Genomic DNA, 19,158 nt, shown 5'->3' on the forward strand with positions numbered 1-19,158 from the left:
GCCAGGCAGATAGAAATGCGCCTGCGCGCCTGTTCAAATTGGTCTTTTCTGAGCTGACTTCTACCCTGTGCGTCTAACCCAGATCAAACTAGCTGGTTTCAAATCCTTTGTGGACCCGACCTCCATTCCAACTCCCAGTCAGTTGGTTGGCGTTGTCGGGCCCAACGGCTGTGGAAAATCCAACATCATCGATGCGGTGCGCTGGGTGCTGGGCGAGAGCAAAGCCTCCGAGCTGCGTGGCGAGTCCATGCAGGACGTGATTTTCAATGGCTCCTCGCAACGCAAACCGGCGGGGCGGGCATCGGTTGAGCTGGTTTTCGATAATTCTGAGGGGCGGGCCTCGGGCCAGTGGAGCACCTATGCCGAGATCTCGGTACGGCGTGTCTTGAGTCGGGACGGAACCAGCAGCTATTTTCTGAACAATCAGGCCGTTCGTCGGCGTGACATTCACGACATTTTTCTGGGGACGGGTCTGGGGGCGCGTGGTTACGCCATCATCGGGCAGGGCATGATCAACCGCCTGATCGAAGCCAAGCCCGAAGAGTTGCGCGTGTTTCTGGAAGAAGCTGCGGGTGTATCGCGCTACAAGGAGCGTCGCCGCGAAACAGAAAGCCGCTTGCGTGATACCCGCGAAAACCTGCTGCGTGTGGAAGATATCCAAAGGGAACTGGATGCGCAGCTGGAGAAATTGCAGGCGCAGGCCGAAGTGGCGCGCCAGTATCGTGACTTGCAGCAAGATGGCGAGCTCAAGCAAAACCTGCTGTGGTTATTGAAAGAGTCCAATGCGCAGGGCGATCAGAAAGCCCGTTTCCTGGCGATTGAGCAAGCTCAGACCAAACTGGAAGAATCGATTGCCGGCTTGCGGCATACCGAGTCTGCGTTGGAGTCACAGCGACAGGCTCATTTGCAGGCTGGTGACGCCTTGCATCTGGCGCAAAGCCAGCTGTATGAGGCGGGCTCTCAAGTATCCAGCCTGGAAGCGGAAATCCGCCACGTACTGGATTCGCGCAGCCGCATGGCGCAGCGCCGTGAGCAACTGGAACAACAGCAGCATGACTGGATTGAACAACAAGAGCATTGCCAGCAAGAACTGGAAAACAGTGAGCAGCAGCGCGAAGAAGCCGCGGTAAAGCTGGAAGAATTACAGATTCTGCTGGAGGAGGCGCAAGGCGCCTTGCCCGATCTGGAGCTGCGCGTACGCGAACAAGCCCAGCGTCGGGACGAAATGCGCATGGCGTTGGCTCGTCTGGAGCAGAATCTGGCGTTGGCTGCGCAATCGCAGCGTGATGCGGATCGCCAGATTCAAGGCGTGGAGCAGCGTCAGGAGCGCTTGAAGCAGGAGCTGCGCGAACTCAATGCTCCGGACCCGGACAATCTGGAACGCCTGCAAGGCGATCTGAACATGCTGCAAAATCAGTTGCAGCAAGCTCAGGAGCATATGCAGCATCTGGAAGCCCAGCTTCCCCGACTGGAAGAAGAGCGCAAGAAAGCGCAGGAACAAGCTGTGCAAGGCGGGCAGGACATGGCCCGTCTGGAAGCGCGTCATCTGGCCTTGAGCCGTTTGCAGGAAGACGTGGCCCGCAAGGGAACGCTGGAACCCTGGCTGGCCAAGCACGGGCTGGAGAGCATGAAGCGTCTTTGGCAAAGCCTGGACGTGGAAAAAGGGTGGGAAACCGCGCTGGAAGCCGTGCTGCGCGAGCGCATGACGGCTTTGGAGCTGCGTCGCCTGGATATGGCGGCTGCTTTCGCCAGTGATGCGCCACCTGCTCGTTTAAGTTTTTACCAGTTGCCCGAAGCGGGGGCGCCGGCCAAGCCTGCTCTGGATTTGCCTTTGCTGACCTCGGTACTGCGGCAGCAGGAAGGCGGCTTGCGCAGCTTGCTGGATAACTGGTTGCACCAGGTCTATGTCTGTCAGGATTTGAAGCAGGCCCTGAGCGTGCGCGAGCAGTTGACGGATCAAATGGCCATTGTGGTGCGTGACGGTCATTTGGTGGATAAGCACAGCATTCGCTTTTATGCACCAGACTCCGAACAGGCCGGGATGCTGGCTCGTCAGCAGGAAATTGCGCATCTGGAGCGAGAGCTGCGTGGCGCCCAACTGATTGTGGACGAGTTGGGTCATACCAGCACCCAGGCCGAAATGGCCCTGCAGCAAGTGCGTAACGGTCTGGTTCCGGCCCGAGCCCGTGTCGGCGAGCTGACAGCCCGTATGCACGATGTGCAGCTGGAGCACTCCAAGCTGGCACAACAGGCGCAGCAGTCGCAAGAGCGTGGTAGCCGCATCAACGAAGAGCTGGAAGAGCTGGCGGTACAGCGCGAAGAGTTGCAGGCGAACCGCGAGGAGTTCGAGGCCCGTTTTGAAGCGCTGGACGAGGAGCTGGCCGAGCATCAAGGCGTGTTTGCCGAAGCGCAGATGGAAGGCGAGAAGGGCGCGGAACTGGCCGAACAGGCCCGCCGTACCGTACACGAGCGCGAACGCGCTGTGCATGATGCCCAGTTTGCCGAGCGCACGTTGGTACAGCGTATGGCTGAACTGGAGCGCAACCTGGCTCTGGCGCAGGAGCAGGCACAACGCACGGCCGGTCAGCTGGAAGGCTTGCAAGGCGAATTGCTGGATCTGGATGCCTCTGCCGCACAAGCTGGTTTGCAGGACGCGCTGGAGTTGCGCGCGGAACGTGAAGAAGCCGTTCGCCTGGCAAAAATTCAGCTCGATACCTTGGCTGCTCAATTGCGTGAGCATGAGCAGGCCCGTGCCGAGAATGAAAAGAATCTGGGGCCCTTGCGCGAGCAAGTTACCGAATTGCAGTTGCAGGAACAAGCCTCGCGTCTGGCGGTCGAACAGTTTGCTGAACAGCTGGACAGCAGAAAGGTGAACCGTTCCGAACTGTGGAGCTTGTTACAGGAAAAGACACCAGAATGGCAGCGTGTGGGCTGGTTGCAGTCTGAAGTGCAGCGTATCTCGCGCCAGATTGAAGGCCTGGGCCCGGTGAACCTGGCGGCCCTTGAAGAGCTGACTACAGCGCAAGAACGCAAGACCTACCTGGATGCCCAGCATAAGGATTTGAGTGATGCCATCGAGACTCTGGAAGACGCGATTCGCAAGATTGACCGCGAGACGCGCCAGTTGCTCATGGAAACATTCAACATCGTTAATCAGCACTTTGGCGAGCTTTTCCCAAGGCTATTTGGTGGTGGAGAGGCTAAACTGACAATGGTGGGCGATGAAGTGCTGGAGGCTGGGGTGCAGGTCATGGCCCAACCGCCGGGCAAGCGCAATAGCACGATTCATTTGCTCTCGGGTGGTGAAAAGGCATTGACCGCGACTGCACTGGTTTTTGCCTTCTTCAAGCTGAACCCTGCCCCGTTTTGTTTGCTGGACGAGGTGGATGCGCCGCTGGATGATGCGAATACCGAACGCTATGCCAATCTGGTGGCCAGCATGAGCGACCAAACCCAGTTTTTATTTATTTCTCACAATAAAATTGCCATGCAAATGGCCAAACAACTGATCGGGGTCACGATGCAAGAGCAGGGTGTATCCCGAATTGTGGCAGTGGACGTAGACGCTGCCATGCAAATGAGCAGCGTGTAAGCCTGTTTTTTTTAATCCGCTAGTGTTGATTCGACGGAACTGACAATGAGTGATTTGCAAATCGCACTGATTTTATTGGGCATTTTGCTCATCTTGCTCGTGGTGGTCTTTAACTGGTGGCAAGACCGCCGAGTGCGCCAGCAGATGCAAAGCCAATTCCCGGATGGGGACACCGATCCCCTGATGAGCCAGCTTACCGAGCTGGAACGCCGCGAGCCCAGCATGACGCGTGGCGGGGATGTTGCGTCTGCTGATGGTGAGCACGATGCGGCCGAGGCCGACTGCACGACCGAGGCCGTCATCGACATCAGTTTCAGCCAACCCTTAGATGCGCAGGATCTGGCCCAAGCCCTGCAGTCGGTCTCGCGTACGGGTGCCAAGCCTGTGCGTTATTTTGCTGAATGCGAAGGGGGCGGTCACCGTGCTCGTTTGCGTTCGGGCGAGTCCTACGCCAGCATGCAGATTGCCGTTTTGCTGGCCAATCGCAGCGGTCCCTTGTCGGCGATTGAGTGGTCGCAGGTCTGGATGGCTGCGCAAGCGCTGGCCCAGCAGTTTGATGGCGCGGTAGAAGGGCCCGAGCAAGATGACGTGTTGCGTCGTGCCGCTGCCCTGGATAATACCTGCGCTGACCTGGATGCTCTGGTGGGTGTGTCGGTGCGCTTGCCCGGCCCCATGCCTGCTTCGTCCGTGATTCAGATGGTCAAGGATGCGGGCTTTCTGCCCTTTGGCCAGCAGCTGGCCTGGCTGGCGGATTCGGGTCAGCCCCGTTTTACCGCCATGTTCGATGGCGCCCAGCCCAAGGATATTCAGTCGGCCAGCATCGAGCGTATCGACTTGCTGCTGGATTTGCCCAACAGCCCGGCGGACGATCATGCCTTCAGCCGCATGGCTACCGTGGCCCGCGATCTGGCCAGCCGTCTGGATGGCGTGGTGCTGGATGATCAAGGTCGTCCCTTGCCTGAGAGCACCGATCAAAACATTGATGAACAACTAAGTAATCTGTACGAACGCCTGGAGCAGGCTGGCTTTACAGCAGGCCAGGAACGTACAGGCAGGATTTTTTCGTGAGCTTGAAGCGAGTACAGCAGTTACATGAAGAACTGGCCCAGCATAACTGGGCCTATTACGTTCAGGATGCACCCAGCATTTCGGACGCGCAATACGACGCATTGATGAACGAGCTGCTGGCGCTGGAAGCCGAGCACCCGGAATGGATTACTCCGGACTCACCCACGCAGCGCGTGGGTGCAGCGCCGCTGGACGGCTTTGACACGGTTCAGCACGCTGTTCCCATGCTGTCTCTGGGTAATGCCTTTGATGACGAGGAAGTGCAGGCTTTCGACAAACGTGTCGCCGATACCTTGGTCGACGCAGGTGTGGTCGGCTTGGATCGTCGGGTAGATTATCTGGCTGAATACAAGTTTGACGGCCTGGCGATCAGCCTGCGCTATGAACAAGGTCTGTTGGTGCAGGCATCGACTCGCGGTGATGGCACCACGGGCGAGGACGTCACCAGCAATATTCGTACTATCAAATCCATTCCTCTGCGCTTGCTCGGCGATGCGGCACAATTGCCCGCCGTGCTGGAAGTGCGAGGCGAGGTTCTGATGAACCGGGCGGACTTTGAGCGCCTGAACGAGAACCAGACCAAGCGTGGCGAGAAAGTATTTGTGAATCCGCGCAATGCGGCCGCAGGTAGTTTGCGTCAACTGGACCCCAAGATTACAGCCAAGCGGCCTTTGCGTTTTTTTGCCTATGGTTGGGGTGAGGTCAGCCCTATGCCTGCCGCAAATCAGCCGCAAAATGCCTTGTTTGCAGAGCCTGCGGGCGAGGCACTGCCCCGTGATACCCAATCGGGCATGATGGACTGGCTGGAAAGCCTGGGCATGCCGTTGAGCCGCGACCGTAAAGTCGTGCAGGGCGTGCAGGGTCTGCTGGATTTCTATGGTGAAACTCAGCAGCGCCGTCCCGGTTTGCCCTTTGAAATTGACGGTGTGGTCTACAAGGTCAACTCCCTGGCTGCGCAGCGTGTTCTGGGCTATGTGGCCCGTGCGCCGCGCTTTGCCGTTGCTCATAAATTCCCCGCGCAAGAAGAAATGACGCGTGTGGAGAGCATTGAGTTTCAAGTCGGCCGCACGGGTGTGGTCACGCCGGTTGCGCGCTTGAAGCCGGTTTTCGTGGGCGGTGTCACGGTTACCAATGCCACGCTGCATAACGAAGACGAAGTGCGTCGCAAAGATGTGCGTGCTGGAGATACCGTCGTGGTGCGCCGTGCCGGTGATGTGATCCCCGAAGTAGTTGCTGTGGTGCTGGAACAGCGCCCTGAAAGCAGCGTGCCTTTCGAGATGGTCAAGGAGTGCCCCGCTTGTCAGTCGGCTCTGGAGCGTCTGGAAGGAGAGTCCGCCTGGCGGTGTACCGGCGGCCTGATTTGTCCCGCCCAGCGCAAGCAAACCCTGATTCATGCAGCCAGCCGTAAAGCGCTGGACATTGAAGGCTTGGGTGAAAAGCTGGTGGACCAACTGGTGGAAACAGGTCTGGTCCATACCTTGGCTGATATTTTCAAGCTGAAAGTTGAAAAGCTGGTGCTGCTGGAGCGCATGGGCCGCAAGTCGGCCGAGAACCTGATTGAGGCGATCGACAAAGTGCGTGAGCCGGCCTTGAATCGCCTGGTTTACGCCTTGGGTATCCGCCATGTGGGCGAGACCACGGCGCGCGATCTGGCACAGCATTTTGGCTCCTTGCAGGCTTTGGAGCAGGCTGATGAAGAGGCGCTGCTGCAAGTCAACGAAGTTGGCCCGGTCGTCGCGGCTTCCGTGCGGCACTTCTTCCAGGAACCACATAATCGTGAGGCTCTGGATGATTTGCTGGCGGCTGGGGTGATACCTCAACAGACACAAGCCCGCGCCAATAGCGCTAATCTGCCGCTGGCGGGTAAAACGGTGGTCATTACAGGTACGCTCCCCAGCATGAGCCGTGACGAAGCCACGCGCCGCGTATTGGAGGCAGGGGGCAAGGCCAGCGGCTCGGTCTCCAAAAAGACTGCTTATGTGCTGGCGGGGGCAGAGGCCGGTTCCAAGCTGACCAAGGCGCAGGAATTAGGCGTGACCATTTTGGATGAAGCCCAGTTTCTGGCTTTATTGGCGGGTGAGTAAAGCACCCCCATGAACAACATTCAGTGAACGATCTTCACCACAAACAAATATGGCGCCCTTGAGGCGCCATATTTGTTTTTCCTGCAAGCCGCTTTATCGAGAAGACAAAGCGGCCGTCAAGGCCATTACTTGATGTTGGCTTCTTTCAGGATTTTCTGCTGGTACTCGGCCAGCTTGCGCTGACGCATCATTTCTTCCAGCTGAGGCTTGACTTCAGCCATGGCCGGGAAGGTCACAGGGCGAGCATCGTCCACCTGGATGATGTGCCAGCCAAACTGCGACTGCACAGGCGCAGCGCTCAGCTCGCCTTTTTTCATCTTCTCTACAGCCTGAGCGAACTCGGGCACGTAGGTGGAGCTAGGAGCCCAGCCCAGATCGCCGCCTTGCTGGCCGCTACCGGTGTCGATGGAGTCTTTCTTGGCCGCATCAGCAAAGCTGACTTTCTTGGACTTGATCTTTGCCAGCAGGTCTTTGGCAGCTGCCTCGTCCTTGACCAGAATGTGGCGTACCTTGTATTCCTGCTGACCTTCTTCCATCGCCTTGATGGTGTTGTATTCCTTGGTCAGATCGGCGTCGGTGACGGGATTCTTTTTCAGGTAATCGGCCATCAAGGCACGAACCAGAATGCTCTGGCGGGCCAGTTCCAGCTCTTGCTGAACCTGGTTGGTCTTGTCGATACCGGCTTTTTCAGCGGCTTGCACCACGGCCAGACGGTTGACCATTTCCTGTTTGACTTGCTCACGCAACTCGGGCGAGTCCTTGGCGCCTTGCTCGACCAGAACGGCGACGAACTGATCCAGGTCTTTTTGCGTGAGGTTTTTGCCGTTTACGGTGGCAATCGTCTGTGCATAGACGGGAGCAGCCATAGCGCAGGTCAGGGCAAATGCGGCAATACGTTTCATGAGCATCCTTAAGCGGTGGTTTTGGCTTGAATAGCCAATGCGTGAATCGGGAAAGGCATTAGATCGTGGACGCGATCATACACAAGTCTGTGTCGTGCCAGTGTTGAAATTCCATCAAATTGTTTCGAGGCGATGATCACCCGAAAGTGGCTTGCACCACCTTGTGCACCGGCGTGGCCAGCGTGCAGATGGGACTCATTGATGATGTCCAGTTCCGACGGTTCCAGTGCCTGGAGCCGTTCGTGAATCAGGGAAGCAAGTGCGTCTGTCATGGCGAAATCAAGATTTGGGGGGAGTGGAGTTGTCGGAAGAGTCTTGCAGGTAGCGGCCCAGCCACAAGGATTGGGCAACGACAAACACCAGCATCAAACCGAGCAGGCCAAAGGCCTTGAAGTTGACCCATTGGGATTCGGTAAAGTGGCCCGAGAAGGCAACGTACAGATTGACCAGGCCCATGGCGACAAAAAAGCTCGCCCAGACCAGGTTTAATTTGTCCCAGACATGGCCGGGCAACACCAGGTGGGTGCCCATGAATTTTTGCATCAGGTTGCGATGCATCAGGTAACGTCCGCCCAGCAGCACCAGCGCGAAGATCCAGTACAGCACCGTGGGCTTCCAGCGGATGAAGACATCGTTGTGGAAGAACAGGGTGGCACCGCCAAAGACCACAATGACGGCCAGATTGATCCAGTGCGAGGTCTCGATCGCCTTGCTGGTGAGCTTTAGCCAGAGTATCTGCAGGACCGAGGCAGCCATGGCCACGCCGGTTGCCACATAGATGTCGGAGAAGCGAAACGCCAGAAAGAACAGAACCAGCGGGAACAGATCAAATAAAAGCTTCTTCATGCTTCGGGTTCAAAAGTCATGGATAGAGAGTTAATGCAATATCGTAGCCCAGTGGGTGGGGGACCGTCTTCAAAGACGTGGCCCAAATGAGCATCGCAGACATTGCACAGCACTTCGGTGCGCCGCATGCCGTGGCTGGTATCCAGTTCCTCGCGCACATTGTCCGGGTTCAGGGGGGTGAAGTAGCTGGGCCAGCCGCAACCGGCATCAAACTTGGTGTCCGAAGCAAACAGGGGCGTGCCGCAGCCCACGCAGCGGTAAATGCCGGGCGTGGTGGTGTCCCAGTAGCGGCCGGTAAAGGCACGTTCCGTCCCTTTCTGACGGGTGACATAGAATTCTTCGGGGCTGAGCTGGGCGCGCCACTCGGCCTCGGTTTTACGTACTTTTTCCACGTGTGCTGCCTTATGAAAAACAGATCAATGCCTACAGGAGGCGCAGTCCTACATAGTAATCGACAATTAGAGTGCGTTTGGAACAGAGGGTTCCAAAGTGCAGATCTTCCTGACTCCCAAGCGGGTTCCCCGTTAAAGAAAATTGCAGGGCAGGGTACTTAATTCGTGAGCTATCACTTTAGTTAGTGCACTATTTAAACTTTTAATATTTAAGGTAAACACCAATATCTGAAATCCGCGTGACTTGATACGTTTCTGGTATCTGCTGGTGATTATCTGTATTACGATTTTTTGACCGTTAAATCGGTCCACAACAATGAACAAAATTTGGGAGAAAAGGATGAACTGCATTACTACTGGTCGCCTGACGACATTGGCTGCAGCCCTGGCCTTGAGCCTGCCCGTGGCCGTGTCCGCGCAGATCAAGGTAGGTGTGACGGTGGCAGCGACAGGACCGGCGGCCTCGCTGGGCATTCCCGAGCGCAATACAGTCAGCCTGCTGCCTACCGAAGTGGCCGGCCAGAAAATCGAGTACATCGTTCTGGACGATGCTACCGATACCACCGTGGCCGTACGCAATATGCGCAAGCTGATTACCGACGACAAGGTCGACGTGGTGATCGGTACCTCCGTGACGCCCGGCTCCTTGGCCATGGTGGACGTTGCTGGCGAAACCAAGACTCCCATGATCAGTGTGGCCGCCAACGCCAAGATTGTTGATCCTGTGGAAGGCGCCCGTACCTGGGTGTTCAAGACTCCTCAGAATGACCAGCTGATGGCTGGCGCTCTGGCCGATGCCATGGTCAAGCAAAACGTCAAAACCCTGGGCTTTATCGGCTACAACGATGCCTACGGAGATGGCTGGCTGAACGTGATTACCGAAGCCGCTCAAGCCAAAGGCATCAAAGTGCTGGGCGCCGAGCGCTACGGTCGTAACGACACCAGCGTGACCGGCCAGGTTCTGAAGCTGCTGGGCACCAAGCCTGATGCTATTTTGATCGCCGGTTCCGGCACGCCTGTTGCCTTGCCACAGCGTGAACTGAAAGGCCGTGGCTACGCCGGCATCATTTACCAGACACACGGTGCGGCCAACAGCGACGTGCTGCGTGTGTGCGGCAAAGACTGTAACGACATGATTTTGCCAGCCGGTCCTTTGCTGGTTGCCGAACAGCTGCCTGACAGCAGCTCGGTGAAAAAGACCGCCATGGAGTACAAGGAAAAATACGAAGCCAAATACGGCGCTGGCTCCATCAACACGTTTGGTGGCCACATGTGGGATGCCGGTTTGCTGGTGACCGAAGCCATTCCGGAAGCCTTGAAGTCCGGTGCCAAGCCAGGTACCCCGGAGTTCCGCGCAGCCTTGCGTGACGCTCTGGAGCAGACCAAAGAACTGGCCGCGTCCCAAGGTGTGTTCAATATGTCCGCCACGGACCACGCAGGCCTGGACAAACGTGCCCACGTGATCGTGAAAGTGGTCGACGGTAAATGGACATATCAGCCTGATCTGTAATATCTGACAGGCAAAAACCGGCTCTCCAGCCGGTTTTTTCCGAGGCGGGTGCTGGCTGAACCTGGCACCCGTTCCCGCTACAGGCCTGCGTTTGCCGTAAGCCCTTTGCCCTTTTTGTTGTACAGGATGTTGTCCGACATGGATACCACCATCGCTTTAATTTTGTTGCAGGATGGCATATTGAATGGCGCCATCTATGCCTTGCTCGGGCTCGCCCTGGTTCTGGTTTTCCTGGTTACCCGCGTCATCTTTATCCCGCAAGGTGAGTTTGTCACCTTTGGCGCCCTGACCCTGGCCTTTGTAGTCAATGGCCGCATGCCGGGAACCGTTATTTTGTTATTGATCGCCGGTGCGCTGGTGTTCTTGCTGGAGTTGCTCTCTGCCTTGCGCAGTCGCAGCTTGGTGGGCATGCCCCGCAAGTTCCTGGTCAATATCGTGATCCCTGTCGCGGTTTACTTTGCCGCTCCCGCCATTGTCAGCTCGGAGCTGCCTTTGTGGGTGGCCGTGCTGTTTTCGCTGGCAGTCGTGATCCCTCTGGGCCCCATGGTGTATCGACTGGTGTACCAGCCTATTGCCGAAGCCAGTGTGCTGGTGCTGCTGATCACCTCGGTGGCGGTGCACTTTGCGCTGACGGGCCTGGGTCTGGTGTTCTTCGGTCCGGAAGGCTGGCGTACGCCTCCCTTCATGGAAGGGGAAGTGTCCCTGGGCGCAGTAAGCTGGTCCGCACAGACCTTCTTCGTGATGGGCGCTTGCGTGCTGCTGATTCTGGCCTTGTGGGGCTTTTTCGGTAAGACCCTGTATGGTCGCGCCTTGCGTGCAACAGCGGTGAACCGTCGTGGTGCCCGTCTGGTGGGTATCAGCACCAATATGTCCGGTTCTCTGACCTTCACCCTGGCTGCGGCCATTGGTGCCTTGTCCGGCATGCTGATCGCTCCTGTGACGACCATCTACTACGACACAGGCTTTTTGATTGGTCTCAAGGGTTTTGTGGCGGCGATTTTTGGCGGCCTGATCAGCTACCCCGTCACCCTCTTGGGTGCTTTGTTCCTGGGGGTTCTGGAAGCGTTTTCCTCTTTCTGGGCCAGTGCCTACAAAGAAGTTATTGTATTTACCATGGTGATACCGGTGTTGTTGTGGCGCTCCTTCGGTAGCAAGCACGTGGATGATGAGGAGTAAATCACATGAGACACTGGCTGACGCTACTATTTATTGCGGTTCTATTGGTTTTGCCGCAGCTGGGCGCAACGCCCGAATTCTGGATTACCCAGCTTAACTATATTGGCTTGACCAGCTTGGTCGTGCTGGGTCTGGTGCTGTTGACGGGCGTGGGCGGTCTGACTTCTTTTGGTCAGGCTGCGTTTGTGGGCCTGGGTGCGTACACCACGGCTTATCTGACCGCTCGCTTGGGCTGGTCGCCCTGGTTCAATCTGCTCATTGGCATGGCTATTACCATGATGGTGGCCTACATTCTGGGCGCGATCACACTGCGCTTGTCCGGCCACTTCCTGCCCCTGTGTACCCTGGCGTGGGGTCTGGCCTTGTACTACCTGTTCGGCAACCTGGAATTCCTGGGTCAGTACGACGGTATTTCCGGGATTGCTCCTTTGGAGTTCTTCGGTATTTCCCTGTCCTCGGGCCGGGATATTTACTACCTGATCTGGGCTTTTGCCTTGCTGGCCATGTGGGGTACACGCAACCTGCTGAACTCACGTCCTGGGCGTGCCATTCGCGCTCTGAAGCACGGCAGCGGCATGGCCGAGTCCTTTGGCGTGAACATGGCCAACTACAAGGTCATTGTGTTCGTTTACGCCGCCTTGCTGGCTTGCATATCCGGCTGGCTCTACGCGCACTACCAGCGCGCGGTGTCGCCCAGCCCCTTCGGTTTGAACTACGGTATTGAATACCTGTTCATGGCTGTATTGGGTGGTGCAGGCAGTGTTTGGGGCGCGGTTCTGGGCTCGGCCCTGGTACTGAGCCTGAAAGACCAGTTGCAGAACTGGCTGCCCAAGCTGCTCAATACCGACATCAACTTCGAGCTGATCGTTTTCGGTATCTTGATGGTGCTGATTTTGCAGTACGCTCGCGACGGTCTGTGGCCTATCCTGCACAAGGCCTGGGAACAGGTTTTCGGTGCACAGAAGCGCAAACAGGCGCCTCCTCCACAAGCCGAGGCCCTGCCTCAACGTGAGCGTCCCCAGGCGGGTTCGCTGGTTCTGGAAGTGAACAAGATCCGCAAGGAGTTCGGTGGTCTGGTCGCTGTGAACGATATCAGCTTCACCTTGAATGCGGGTCAGATCATGGGCCTGATCGGTCCTAATGGCGCAGGCAAGAGCACGACCTTTAACCTGATTACCGGCGTGCTGTCGGCTACCAGCGGTCAGGTCAGTTTCCTGGGGCAGCGGATTGATGGCAAGCCCGCACGCGAGATTTCTCGCCTGGGCGTAGGCCGTACCTTCCAGCACGTGCAATTGCTGCCTACCATGACAGTTCTGGAAAACGTGGCGTTGGGCGCTCACTTGCGTCGTAATGTCGGTGTGGTCTCCGCCGTCCTGCATACCGAACGTCGTAGCGAAGCCGAGTTGCTGCATGAAGCTGCTGTTCAACTGGAGCGCGTGGGTCTGGGGGACTACCTGTACGAAGAGGCTGGCAATCTGGCTTTGGGTCAGCAACGTATTCTGGAAATTGCCCGTGCCCTGGCTTCTGATCCATTGCTCTTGCTGCTGGACGAGCCGGCGGCTGGCTTGCGCTACAAGGAAAAGCAGGAACTGGCCAAAGTGCTGGATCAGCTGCGTAGCGAAGGCATGAGCATTTTGCTGGTTGAGCATGACATGGACTTTGTCATGAATTTGACGGACAAGCTGGTTGTCATGGATTTTGGCACCAAGCTGGCCGAAGGTTTGCCCAAGGAGATTCAGGAAAATCCAGCGGTGCTGGAAGCCTACCTGGGCGGTATTGATGACGACCTGGATCTGGATCAGGTCAATGAGCCCGCCTCGGCAGGAGCAGCGCTATGAGTTCGGCACAATCGAAAGACATTATCCTGAAGGTAGACAATCTGGCGGCTCAGTACGGCAAAGTCAGTGCTGTGATGGGTGCCAGCCTGGACGTGCGTGCCGGCAGCATTGTGACCGTGATTGGTGCCAACGGTGCTGGTAAATCCACCTTGCTGAACTCCATGATGGGCTCTTTGCCCAGCGTGGGCCGCAGCACAGGCTCGGTGCAGTACGAAGGGCAGGAGATCAGCCATTGGGAAGTGGAACGTCGCGTGGCGGCTGGCATTTCCCTGGTGCCGGAACGCCGCGAGCTGTTTGGCAGCATGACGGTGGAAGACAATCTTCTGCTGGGCGGCTTTCGCCTGTATCGCGCCCGTCATCCCGGCTGGCGCGACACCATGGACAAGGTTTACACCTTGTTCCCACGCTTGAAAGAGCGTCGTACTCAGCTGGCAGGGACTTTGTCAGGTGGGGAGCGGCAGATGCTGGCCGTAGGCCGTGCCTTGATGGCGCAACCCAAAGTGCTGATGCTGGATGAACCCAGCCTGGGCCTGGCGCCGCGTGTGGTGCGGGAGATCTTCATGATCATCGCCCGACTGCGCAGTACCGGCGTGGCCATCTTGCTGGTCGAGCAAAATGCTCGTGCCGCTTTGCAAGTGGCTGACTACGGTTATGTACTGGAGACGGGCGATGTGGTGCTGCAAGGGCCCGCGTCTGACCTGGCTCATAATCCCCGAGTGATAGAAAGCTATCTAGGCTTGGGGCAGGGCAAACGCGAGCAGGAAGAAGCCAGCGCTTAGAAGCGGTAGCCGACCCCGATGGTGGCAACCACGGGGTCCAGCTTGGCTTTGCCAATGGACTGACCGTTCAGTTTCACGTCTGGACGGATGCTGATGTAGCGTACATCAGCGTTCAGGAACCAGTTCTTGTCCAGCTTGTAATCCACACCGACCTGGGCTGCAAAACCCCAGCTGTTTTTCAGTTTCAGGTCGGAGCCTGCCAGAGCACCGCGCGATTCGGTGTCAAAGAACATGGTGTAGTTCACGCCCACGCCGACATAGGGCTGGAAGTCGCTGTCAGGCAGGAAGTGGTATTGCAGGCTCAGGGTCGGGGGCAAGTGCTTGGTCTTGCCGATACGGCCCAGATTGCTGTCGATATTGTGCTGGAAGGGGAAAGCGCCCAGCAGCTCAATACCAATATTGCGGGTGGCCATGTAGGTCAGCGAGAAGCTGGGGCGAGCATTATTGCCTACGTCCAGCTTGACAGTGCCGTCAGCCACAGAGCCGTTATTGGATTTTGGGGATACCCAGGTCACGCCACCTTTGAGCAAGAAATCACCCGCTTCGTGTGTTTGGCCTTGAGGCGCATACAAAACAGCGGCCAGTCCAACAGCAAGCAAGGACAGGTGCAGACCTGGAATCAAGTGGCGGGATTTCATAGGAGCTCCGTAGGTGTGTGTAAAGCCTACAGAGTGCATGAGGGCTGGGCCCGCAGATTTGATTCAAAGCAAGCCTCAGAGGTAGTTGGCCGCCTGACCTTGTTTTAGATCAAGCAAGCAGACTTCATGCCGAGTGAATTTTGGCACTATGTCTGTTTTTCGCATCACTTGGTAACAACCCGGAAATGGAAAGCCTTGGAGCTTGTCCGGTTATTCCGGGGCGGTATGGCTTAATTCGCTACGGCCGAATCGCTCGATAATTTGCCCTTGCTCGAGCACATGAAACTGATCGCTGAATTCTGCCGAGAACTGCGGGCATTGTTCGGCCAGCACAATGGTGTAGCCTTCGTTGCGCAGTGTGCAGATCAACTTGCTCAGTGTCTGGGCCTGCACCGGGGCCAGACCCTCGGATACCTTGTCCAGAAGCAGCAGATTCACACCCGTGCGCAGCAAGCGTGCAATCGCCAGTATTTTCTGCTCGCCAGTGGAAAGCTGCGTGGCCATGTGGTGGCGCCGTTGCTCCAGGCTGGGCAGCAGCTCGTAGATTTGCACCAGCGACATACCGCCACCCAGGGCGGTGCCTATGGCGGGTGGCAGCAGAAGGTTTTCCTCGCAGCTCAGGCCGGTAAAGATGCTTTGTTCGTAGGGGCTGTAGCCCACGCCCAAATCTGCCAGCTGATGCTGGTTCAGATGAATGGCTTCGGTGCCTTGAATACGGATGGAGCCGCGGCGGCTATCCGTCAAACCCACGATGGCGCGTAGCATGGCACTGCGGCCGGCACGGTTGCGGCTCAGTACGGTGCAGATTTCGCCTGCAGCAACCTGCAAATTCAATCCGCGCAAGAGCGGAAACTCTCGGTGCCAGGCGTACAGATTCTCAATATCCAGGGCAGCCCGTGTCATGAGAACGCTCCTTGTCGTGAGTCGTCAATATGGGCCTGTACGTTGGCTGGTTGGCGCAGGAACCCGTTACGCGTCCTTTGCCTCTTACCGCGGTGATTCCATCGCCAGCAAACTATAGGCAGAGTCCTTCATGCGTTTCAGTATGGAAGCGCCGACGAAGCAAAACTATGCGGGTTTGTCATAGGATGGTCCGGTTTAATGCACTGTTTGGTAAACAAATGTTGTTAAACCGGGTATGTGTTACTTAAGTGTTAACAGTTTTCGGTTTGAAGTCGCACAAATCCGAGATGCCACACTGGGGACACTTGGGCTTGCGGGCCACACAAATGTAGCGACCATGCAAAATCAGCCAGTGGTGGGCATCCAGTAAAAAGGGCTTGGGTATCACTTTTTCCAGCTTCTTTTCCACTTCAACCACGTTTTTGCCTGGGGCAATGCCGGTACGGTTTGCAACGCGGAAGATATGGGTATCCACCGCAATGGTGGGCAGACCAAAAGCGGTGTTCAAAACGACATTGGCGGTTTTGCGTCCTACGCCTGGAAGGGCCTCCAGTGCTGCGCGGTCACAGGGGACCTGGCCTTGATGCTGTTCCAGCAAAATCCGACAGGTCTTGATGACGTTGGCCGCTTTGGTCTTGTACAGACCTATGGTCTTGATGGCTTCTCGCAGACCCTCCTCACCCATGGCCAGAATCCCTTCCGGCGTGCCATGTTCCGGGAAGAAACGGGCGGTGGCCAGGTTCACGGAACGGTCTGTGGCCTGGGCCGACAGGATCACGGCAATCAGCAGTTGAAAGGTGTCGGCATATTCCAGTTCGGTGGTGGGCTTTGGGTTGGCGGCCTGAAAACGGCTGAAAATCTCGTGGCGCTTGGCAGCGTTCATGACGTGGTTTCGCTTGCGGTCTTGCTGGCGCGTCGCGCACGGGCGCGGGCCAGGGCAGAGGCAATGGACGCCTCGCGTTTATCGGCCTGATCGGCCGAGTTGGCCAGGACGGGTTTGTTAGCCAGTGTACGGGCAGCCAGGTCCGAGCTTTCCTTGTGGCGGGCCAGCAGGCGGTCGCGGCGTTGTTCCGTGTCCAGGCGCGCCTGCATGGCCTGCTCGCTGCTCCATTCGTCGGTAGGTACCATGCTGATGCAATCCACCGGACAGGGCGGCACACAGAGCTCACAGCCTGTGCAGCGGTCGGCCAGCACGGTATGCATCAGCTTGTTGGCGCCAATAATGGCGTCCACCGGACAGGCCTGAATACAGAGCGTGCAGCCAATACAGTGTTCTTCAATAATCACCGCCCGGCTGGGGCCGGTAAATTCCCCACAGGACGGGTCCAGGGGCAGGGCCTCACGACCCAGCAGTTCGGCCAGGGCCTGTACGCCTTCCTGACCGCCGGGCGGGCAGCGGTTGATCGCCTCGCCTTCAAGCGCAATGGCTTGGGCGTAGGGCAGACAGGCATCGTAACCACAGCGGGTGCACTGGGTTTGAGGGAGCAGGGCGTCAATGCGCCGTATTAAGGTGTCGGACATGAATGCAAAAACGGGGCCATCTGGCCCCGTCAGAAACGGCATAAGCCAAATATCAGTTGTGCTGACGGATGAAGTCCCTGATTTTAGGACAGATCAGCGTGCGCCAGCGGCTTCCGGAGAAAATCCCGTAATGGCCACAGTTGGGCGCAGTGAATTGCTGCTTGAGTTCAGGCGCGATTTTCGAGCATAGCCCTTGCGCCGAATGGGTCTGACCCTGGCCGGAAATATCGTCCAGTTCGCCTTCAATGGTAAACAGGGCCACGCCATCAATATCCTGGGGGCGGACTTGTTCGCCATGCACGTGCCATTGTCCTTTGGGCAAGCGGTGTTCCTGGAACACGATGCGGATGGTGTCCAGATAGAACTCGGCAGGCATGTCCAGCACGGCATTGTATTCGTCGTAAAAACGGCGATGTGCTTGGGCGTCGTCATCATCACCCTTGATCAGGTGCTGATAAAAGTCGTAGTGCGAGCTGACGTGACGATCCGGATTCATGGCTACAAAACCAGCGTGCTGCAAAAAGCCGGGGTACACACGACGGTGGGCACCGGGGTATTTGGTTGGCACGCGATGAATCAGATTGTTCTCAAACCAGGAATAGGACTTGGTGGTGGCCAGACGGTTCACCTCGGTAGGTGACTGACGGGTGTCGATGGGGCCACCCATCATGATCATGCTGCGTGGCATCACGGCCGAGCGACGGCTTGCCATCAGCGATACGGCAGCCAATACCGGCACCGTGGGCTGACAAACCGACATCACGTGCACATTCGGGCCCAGTGTCTGGATGAACTCCTGCACATACAGGACGTAATCGTCCAGATGGAACGGGCCGGCCGAGCGGGGCACCATGCGGGCATCAATCCAGTCAGTGACATAGACCGAGTGATCGGGCAGCAGCGCACGTACGGTTTCACGCAGCAAGGTGGCGTGGTGGCCGGACAGGGGGGCAACCAGCAAAATCGTGGGGTCCTGATCAGCTTTGGGGTGATCGCGCTCGAAGTGGATCAGCCTGCAGAAGGGCTTGCTTAGACGTTCGACCTCGCGCACGGCGACGGTTTGGCCGTCAATCTGGGTTTCATTCAGCCCCCAGGCCGGTTTTTCGTAATCCTTGCCGATGCGGTGTACCAGTTCAGAGGCGGCCGCCAGTTGGCGCGACAGGGGCGTATAGGCCAGTGGACTGTAGGGGTTGGAGAACCATTGGGAGCTGGTGCCGGTAAAGGCAGCGAGCGGGGCCAGAAAGGACCGCTGAAGTTCGTGCAGATCGTAAAGCATAGTGTGCGCCTTGGTGTTGCCTAATTTGATACAGAGGAATGTATATGCTTATTTCCTTGTGGGAAACAATACGACGTTTACCGTTCCTCTGGTCTTGGGATTTTCCCTTGCTGCGGTGCGGCAAGTTTTTTTATCAAAAGGCGAGATTGGGCGCAAGGGTGGCTGGATACAAACGCAGCCACCGGGGCGAGCCTGTATAGAGCGAGCTAAGGGCTTAGCGCTCCAGATACTGTAGTTTGTTCTCCACACCATTCCAGTCGTCCGCATCTTCCAGCGGTTTTTTGGAGCGGTTGATGCTGCCAAAGACAGGGGTCAGTTCAGCATTCAGTTCGATGAAGTGAACTTGATCCTGCGGTACATCCTCTTCAGCAAAAATGGCATTGGCCGGGCATTCGGGAATACAGACAGCGCAGTCAATGCACTCGTCCGGGTCAATCACCAGAAAGTTCGGGCCTTCACGAAAACAGTCGACGGGGCACACATCCACACAATCGGTGAATTTGCACTTGATACAGTTTTCGGTGACGACGTGGGTCATTTCAGTAACACTCCTGCGGTATCGCTAAGGCGGTCAGTCACGGCAAATGGCCGTGGATGGGGTGCGCGACAACGCACAGGGCCTGAACGATAAAA

Annotated in this window: 17 protein-coding genes; 7 read left to right on the forward strand and 10 right to left on the reverse strand. The window is 57.2% G+C overall.

Going from position 1 to position 19,158, the window contains the following annotated elements:
* Nucleotides 1–67: 67 nt before the first annotated feature.
* The 3 genes from smc to ligA are packed head-to-tail and all read left to right on the forward strand — an operon-like array spanning nt 68 to nt 6,744.
* Nucleotides 68–3,592: a chromosome segregation protein SMC gene (smc, locus tag Q9R35_RS01165; protein ID WP_063693028.1), complete on the forward strand. Its 3,525-nt coding sequence runs from the start codon at nt 68–70 to the stop codon at nt 3,590–3,592.
* Between the two features lie 45 nt (nt 3,593–3,637).
* Nucleotides 3,638–4,660 (forward strand): cell division protein ZipA C-terminal FtsZ-binding domain-containing protein, encoded by a 1,023-nt coding sequence (locus tag Q9R35_RS01170; RefSeq protein ID WP_311219240.1) that lies wholly within the window; start codon nt 3,638–3,640, stop codon nt 4,658–4,660.
* Nucleotides 4,657–6,744, forward strand: a complete 2,088-nt coding sequence (gene ligA, locus Q9R35_RS01175) for an NAD-dependent DNA ligase LigA (RefSeq protein WP_311219241.1) — start codon at nt 4,657–4,659, stop codon at nt 6,742–6,744. Before Q9R35_RS01170 ends, ligA begins: the two co-directional genes overlap by 4 nt.
* Nucleotides 6,745–6,869: 125 nt before the next feature.
* Here the strand turns inward: ligA and Q9R35_RS01180 are convergent, their stop codons facing one another.
* Genes Q9R35_RS01180 through msrB form a run of 4 tightly spaced genes read right to left on the reverse strand, consistent with a single transcriptional unit; the run spans nt 6,870 to nt 8,884 of the window.
* Nucleotides 6,870–7,646 carry a peptidylprolyl isomerase gene (locus Q9R35_RS01180; protein ID WP_045930241.1) on the reverse strand — a complete coding sequence of 259 codons (777 nt, stop codon included), beginning with the start codon at nt 7,644–7,646 and terminating at the stop codon, nt 6,870–6,872.
* Nucleotides 7,647–7,654: 8 nt separating this feature from the next.
* Nucleotides 7,655–7,918 (reverse strand): BolA family transcriptional regulator, encoded by a 264-nt coding sequence (locus Q9R35_RS01185; RefSeq protein ID WP_009456641.1) that lies wholly within the window; start codon nt 7,916–7,918, stop codon nt 7,655–7,657.
* Nucleotides 7,919–7,925: 7 nt separating this feature from the next.
* Nucleotides 7,926–8,492, reverse strand: coding sequence for a septation protein A (locus Q9R35_RS01190; protein WP_009456639.1), 567 nt, complete (start codon nt 8,490–8,492; stop codon nt 7,926–7,928).
* Nucleotides 8,489–8,884 carry a peptide-methionine (R)-S-oxide reductase MsrB gene (msrB, locus tag Q9R35_RS01195; RefSeq protein WP_045930240.1) on the reverse strand — a complete coding sequence of 132 codons (396 nt, stop codon included), beginning with the start codon at nt 8,882–8,884 and terminating at the stop codon, nt 8,489–8,491. Before msrB ends, Q9R35_RS01190 begins: the two co-directional genes overlap by 4 nt.
* Before the next feature lie 340 nt (nt 8,885–9,224).
* Between msrB and Q9R35_RS01200 the strand changes: the two genes are divergently transcribed.
* The 4 genes from Q9R35_RS01200 (at nt 9,225) to Q9R35_RS01215 (ending at nt 14,187) form a co-directional block, all read left to right on the forward strand.
* A complete protein-coding gene (locus Q9R35_RS01200; RefSeq protein ID WP_042482479.1) occupies nt 9,225–10,394 on the forward strand; it encodes an ABC transporter substrate-binding protein in 1,170 nt (389 codons plus the stop codon).
* Between the two features lie 138 nt (nt 10,395–10,532).
* Nucleotides 10,533–11,570 carry a branched-chain amino acid ABC transporter permease gene (locus Q9R35_RS01205; RefSeq protein ID WP_042482474.1) on the forward strand — a complete coding sequence of 346 codons (1,038 nt, stop codon included), beginning with the start codon at nt 10,533–10,535 and terminating at the stop codon, nt 11,568–11,570.
* 5 nt (nt 11,571–11,575) lie between these two features.
* Nucleotides 11,576–13,408, forward strand: a complete 1,833-nt coding sequence (locus tag Q9R35_RS01210) for an ABC transporter permease subunit (RefSeq protein ID WP_052362908.1) — start codon at nt 11,576–11,578, stop codon at nt 13,406–13,408.
* Complete coding sequence (locus Q9R35_RS01215; protein WP_042482471.1) at nt 13,405–14,187, forward strand: ABC transporter ATP-binding protein; 783 nt, start codon at nt 13,405–13,407, stop codon at nt 14,185–14,187. The genes Q9R35_RS01210 and Q9R35_RS01215 overlap by 4 nt, the downstream gene beginning before the upstream one ends.
* On the opposite strand, the gene Q9R35_RS01220 is transcribed toward Q9R35_RS01215, so the two are convergent.
* From Q9R35_RS01220 to fdxA, 6 genes are all read right to left on the reverse strand, one after another.
* Nucleotides 14,184–14,825: an OmpW family protein gene (locus Q9R35_RS01220; RefSeq protein ID WP_009456629.1), complete on the reverse strand. Its 642-nt coding sequence runs from the start codon at nt 14,823–14,825 to the stop codon at nt 14,184–14,186. The two genes, Q9R35_RS01215 and Q9R35_RS01220, sit on opposite strands and share 4 nt — an antisense overlap.
* Before the next feature lie 210 nt (nt 14,826–15,035).
* Entirely contained in the window at nt 15,036–15,728 is a 693-nt protein-coding gene (locus Q9R35_RS01225) for an ATP-binding cassette domain-containing protein (RefSeq protein ID WP_042482468.1), read from the reverse strand.
* A 244-nt stretch (nt 15,729–15,972) separates the two neighbouring features.
* Nucleotides 15,973–16,611, reverse strand: a complete 639-nt coding sequence (nth, locus tag Q9R35_RS01230) for an endonuclease III (RefSeq protein WP_063693033.1) — start codon at nt 16,609–16,611, stop codon at nt 15,973–15,975.
* Nucleotides 16,608–17,249 carry an RnfABCDGE type electron transport complex subunit B gene (locus tag Q9R35_RS01235; protein ID WP_063693068.1) on the reverse strand — a complete coding sequence of 214 codons (642 nt, stop codon included), beginning with the start codon at nt 17,247–17,249 and terminating at the stop codon, nt 16,608–16,610. The genes nth and Q9R35_RS01235 overlap by 4 nt, the downstream gene beginning before the upstream one ends.
* 52 nt (nt 17,250–17,301) lie before the next feature.
* Entirely contained in the window at nt 17,302–18,525 is a 1,224-nt protein-coding gene (locus Q9R35_RS01240) for a polyhydroxyalkanoate depolymerase (RefSeq protein WP_063693035.1), read from the reverse strand.
* Between the two features lie 214 nt (nt 18,526–18,739).
* Nucleotides 18,740–19,063: a ferredoxin FdxA gene (fdxA, locus tag Q9R35_RS01245; protein ID WP_026483116.1), complete on the reverse strand. Its 324-nt coding sequence runs from the start codon at nt 19,061–19,063 to the stop codon at nt 18,740–18,742.
* Nucleotides 19,064–19,158 lie beyond the last annotated feature (95 nt).

Origin of the sequence: Alcaligenes sp. AB3 (genome assembly GCF_031844565.1) — a bacterium.
Lineage (GTDB): Bacteria > Pseudomonadota > Gammaproteobacteria > Burkholderiales > Burkholderiaceae_B > Alcaligenes > Alcaligenes faecalis.

Coding starts and splice junctions, on each gene's coding strand:
- Q9R35_RS01240 (WP_063693035.1), bottom strand. CDS start 18,525: ATGCTTTACGATCTGCACGAACTTCAGCGGTCCTTTCTGGCCCCGCTC.
- Q9R35_RS01180 (WP_045930241.1), bottom strand. CDS start 7,646: ATGAAACGTATTGCCGCATTTGCCCTGACCTGCGCTATGGCTGCTCCC.
- Q9R35_RS01235 (WP_063693068.1), bottom strand. CDS start 17,249: ATGTCCGACACCTTAATACGGCGCATTGACGCCCTGCTCCCTCAAACC.
- Q9R35_RS01215 (WP_042482471.1), top strand. CDS start 13,405: ATGAGTTCGGCACAATCGAAAGACATTATCCTGAAGGTAGACAATCTG.
- Q9R35_RS01190 (WP_009456639.1), bottom strand. CDS start 8,492: ATGAAGAAGCTTTTATTTGATCTGTTCCCGCTGGTTCTGTTCTTTCTG.
- Q9R35_RS01205 (WP_042482474.1), top strand. CDS start 10,533: ATGGATACCACCATCGCTTTAATTTTGTTGCAGGATGGCATATTGAAT.
- Q9R35_RS01170 (WP_311219240.1), top strand. CDS start 3,638: ATGAGTGATTTGCAAATCGCACTGATTTTATTGGGCATTTTGCTCATC.
- Q9R35_RS01185 (WP_009456641.1), bottom strand. CDS start 7,918: ATGACAGACGCACTTGCTTCCCTGATTCACGAACGGCTCCAGGCACTG.
- fdxA (WP_026483116.1), bottom strand. CDS start 19,063: ATGACCCACGTCGTCACCGAAAACTGTATCAAGTGCAAATTCACCGAT.
- Q9R35_RS01210 (WP_052362908.1), top strand. CDS start 11,576: ATGAGACACTGGCTGACGCTACTATTTATTGCGGTTCTATTGGTTTTG.
- Q9R35_RS01225 (WP_042482468.1), bottom strand. CDS start 15,728: ATGACACGGGCTGCCCTGGATATTGAGAATCTGTACGCCTGGCACCGA.
- nth (WP_063693033.1), bottom strand. CDS start 16,611: ATGAACGCTGCCAAGCGCCACGAGATTTTCAGCCGTTTTCAGGCCGCC.
- Q9R35_RS01200 (WP_042482479.1), top strand. CDS start 9,225: ATGAACTGCATTACTACTGGTCGCCTGACGACATTGGCTGCAGCCCTG.
- Q9R35_RS01220 (WP_009456629.1), bottom strand. CDS start 14,825: ATGAAATCCCGCCACTTGATTCCAGGTCTGCACCTGTCCTTGCTTGCT.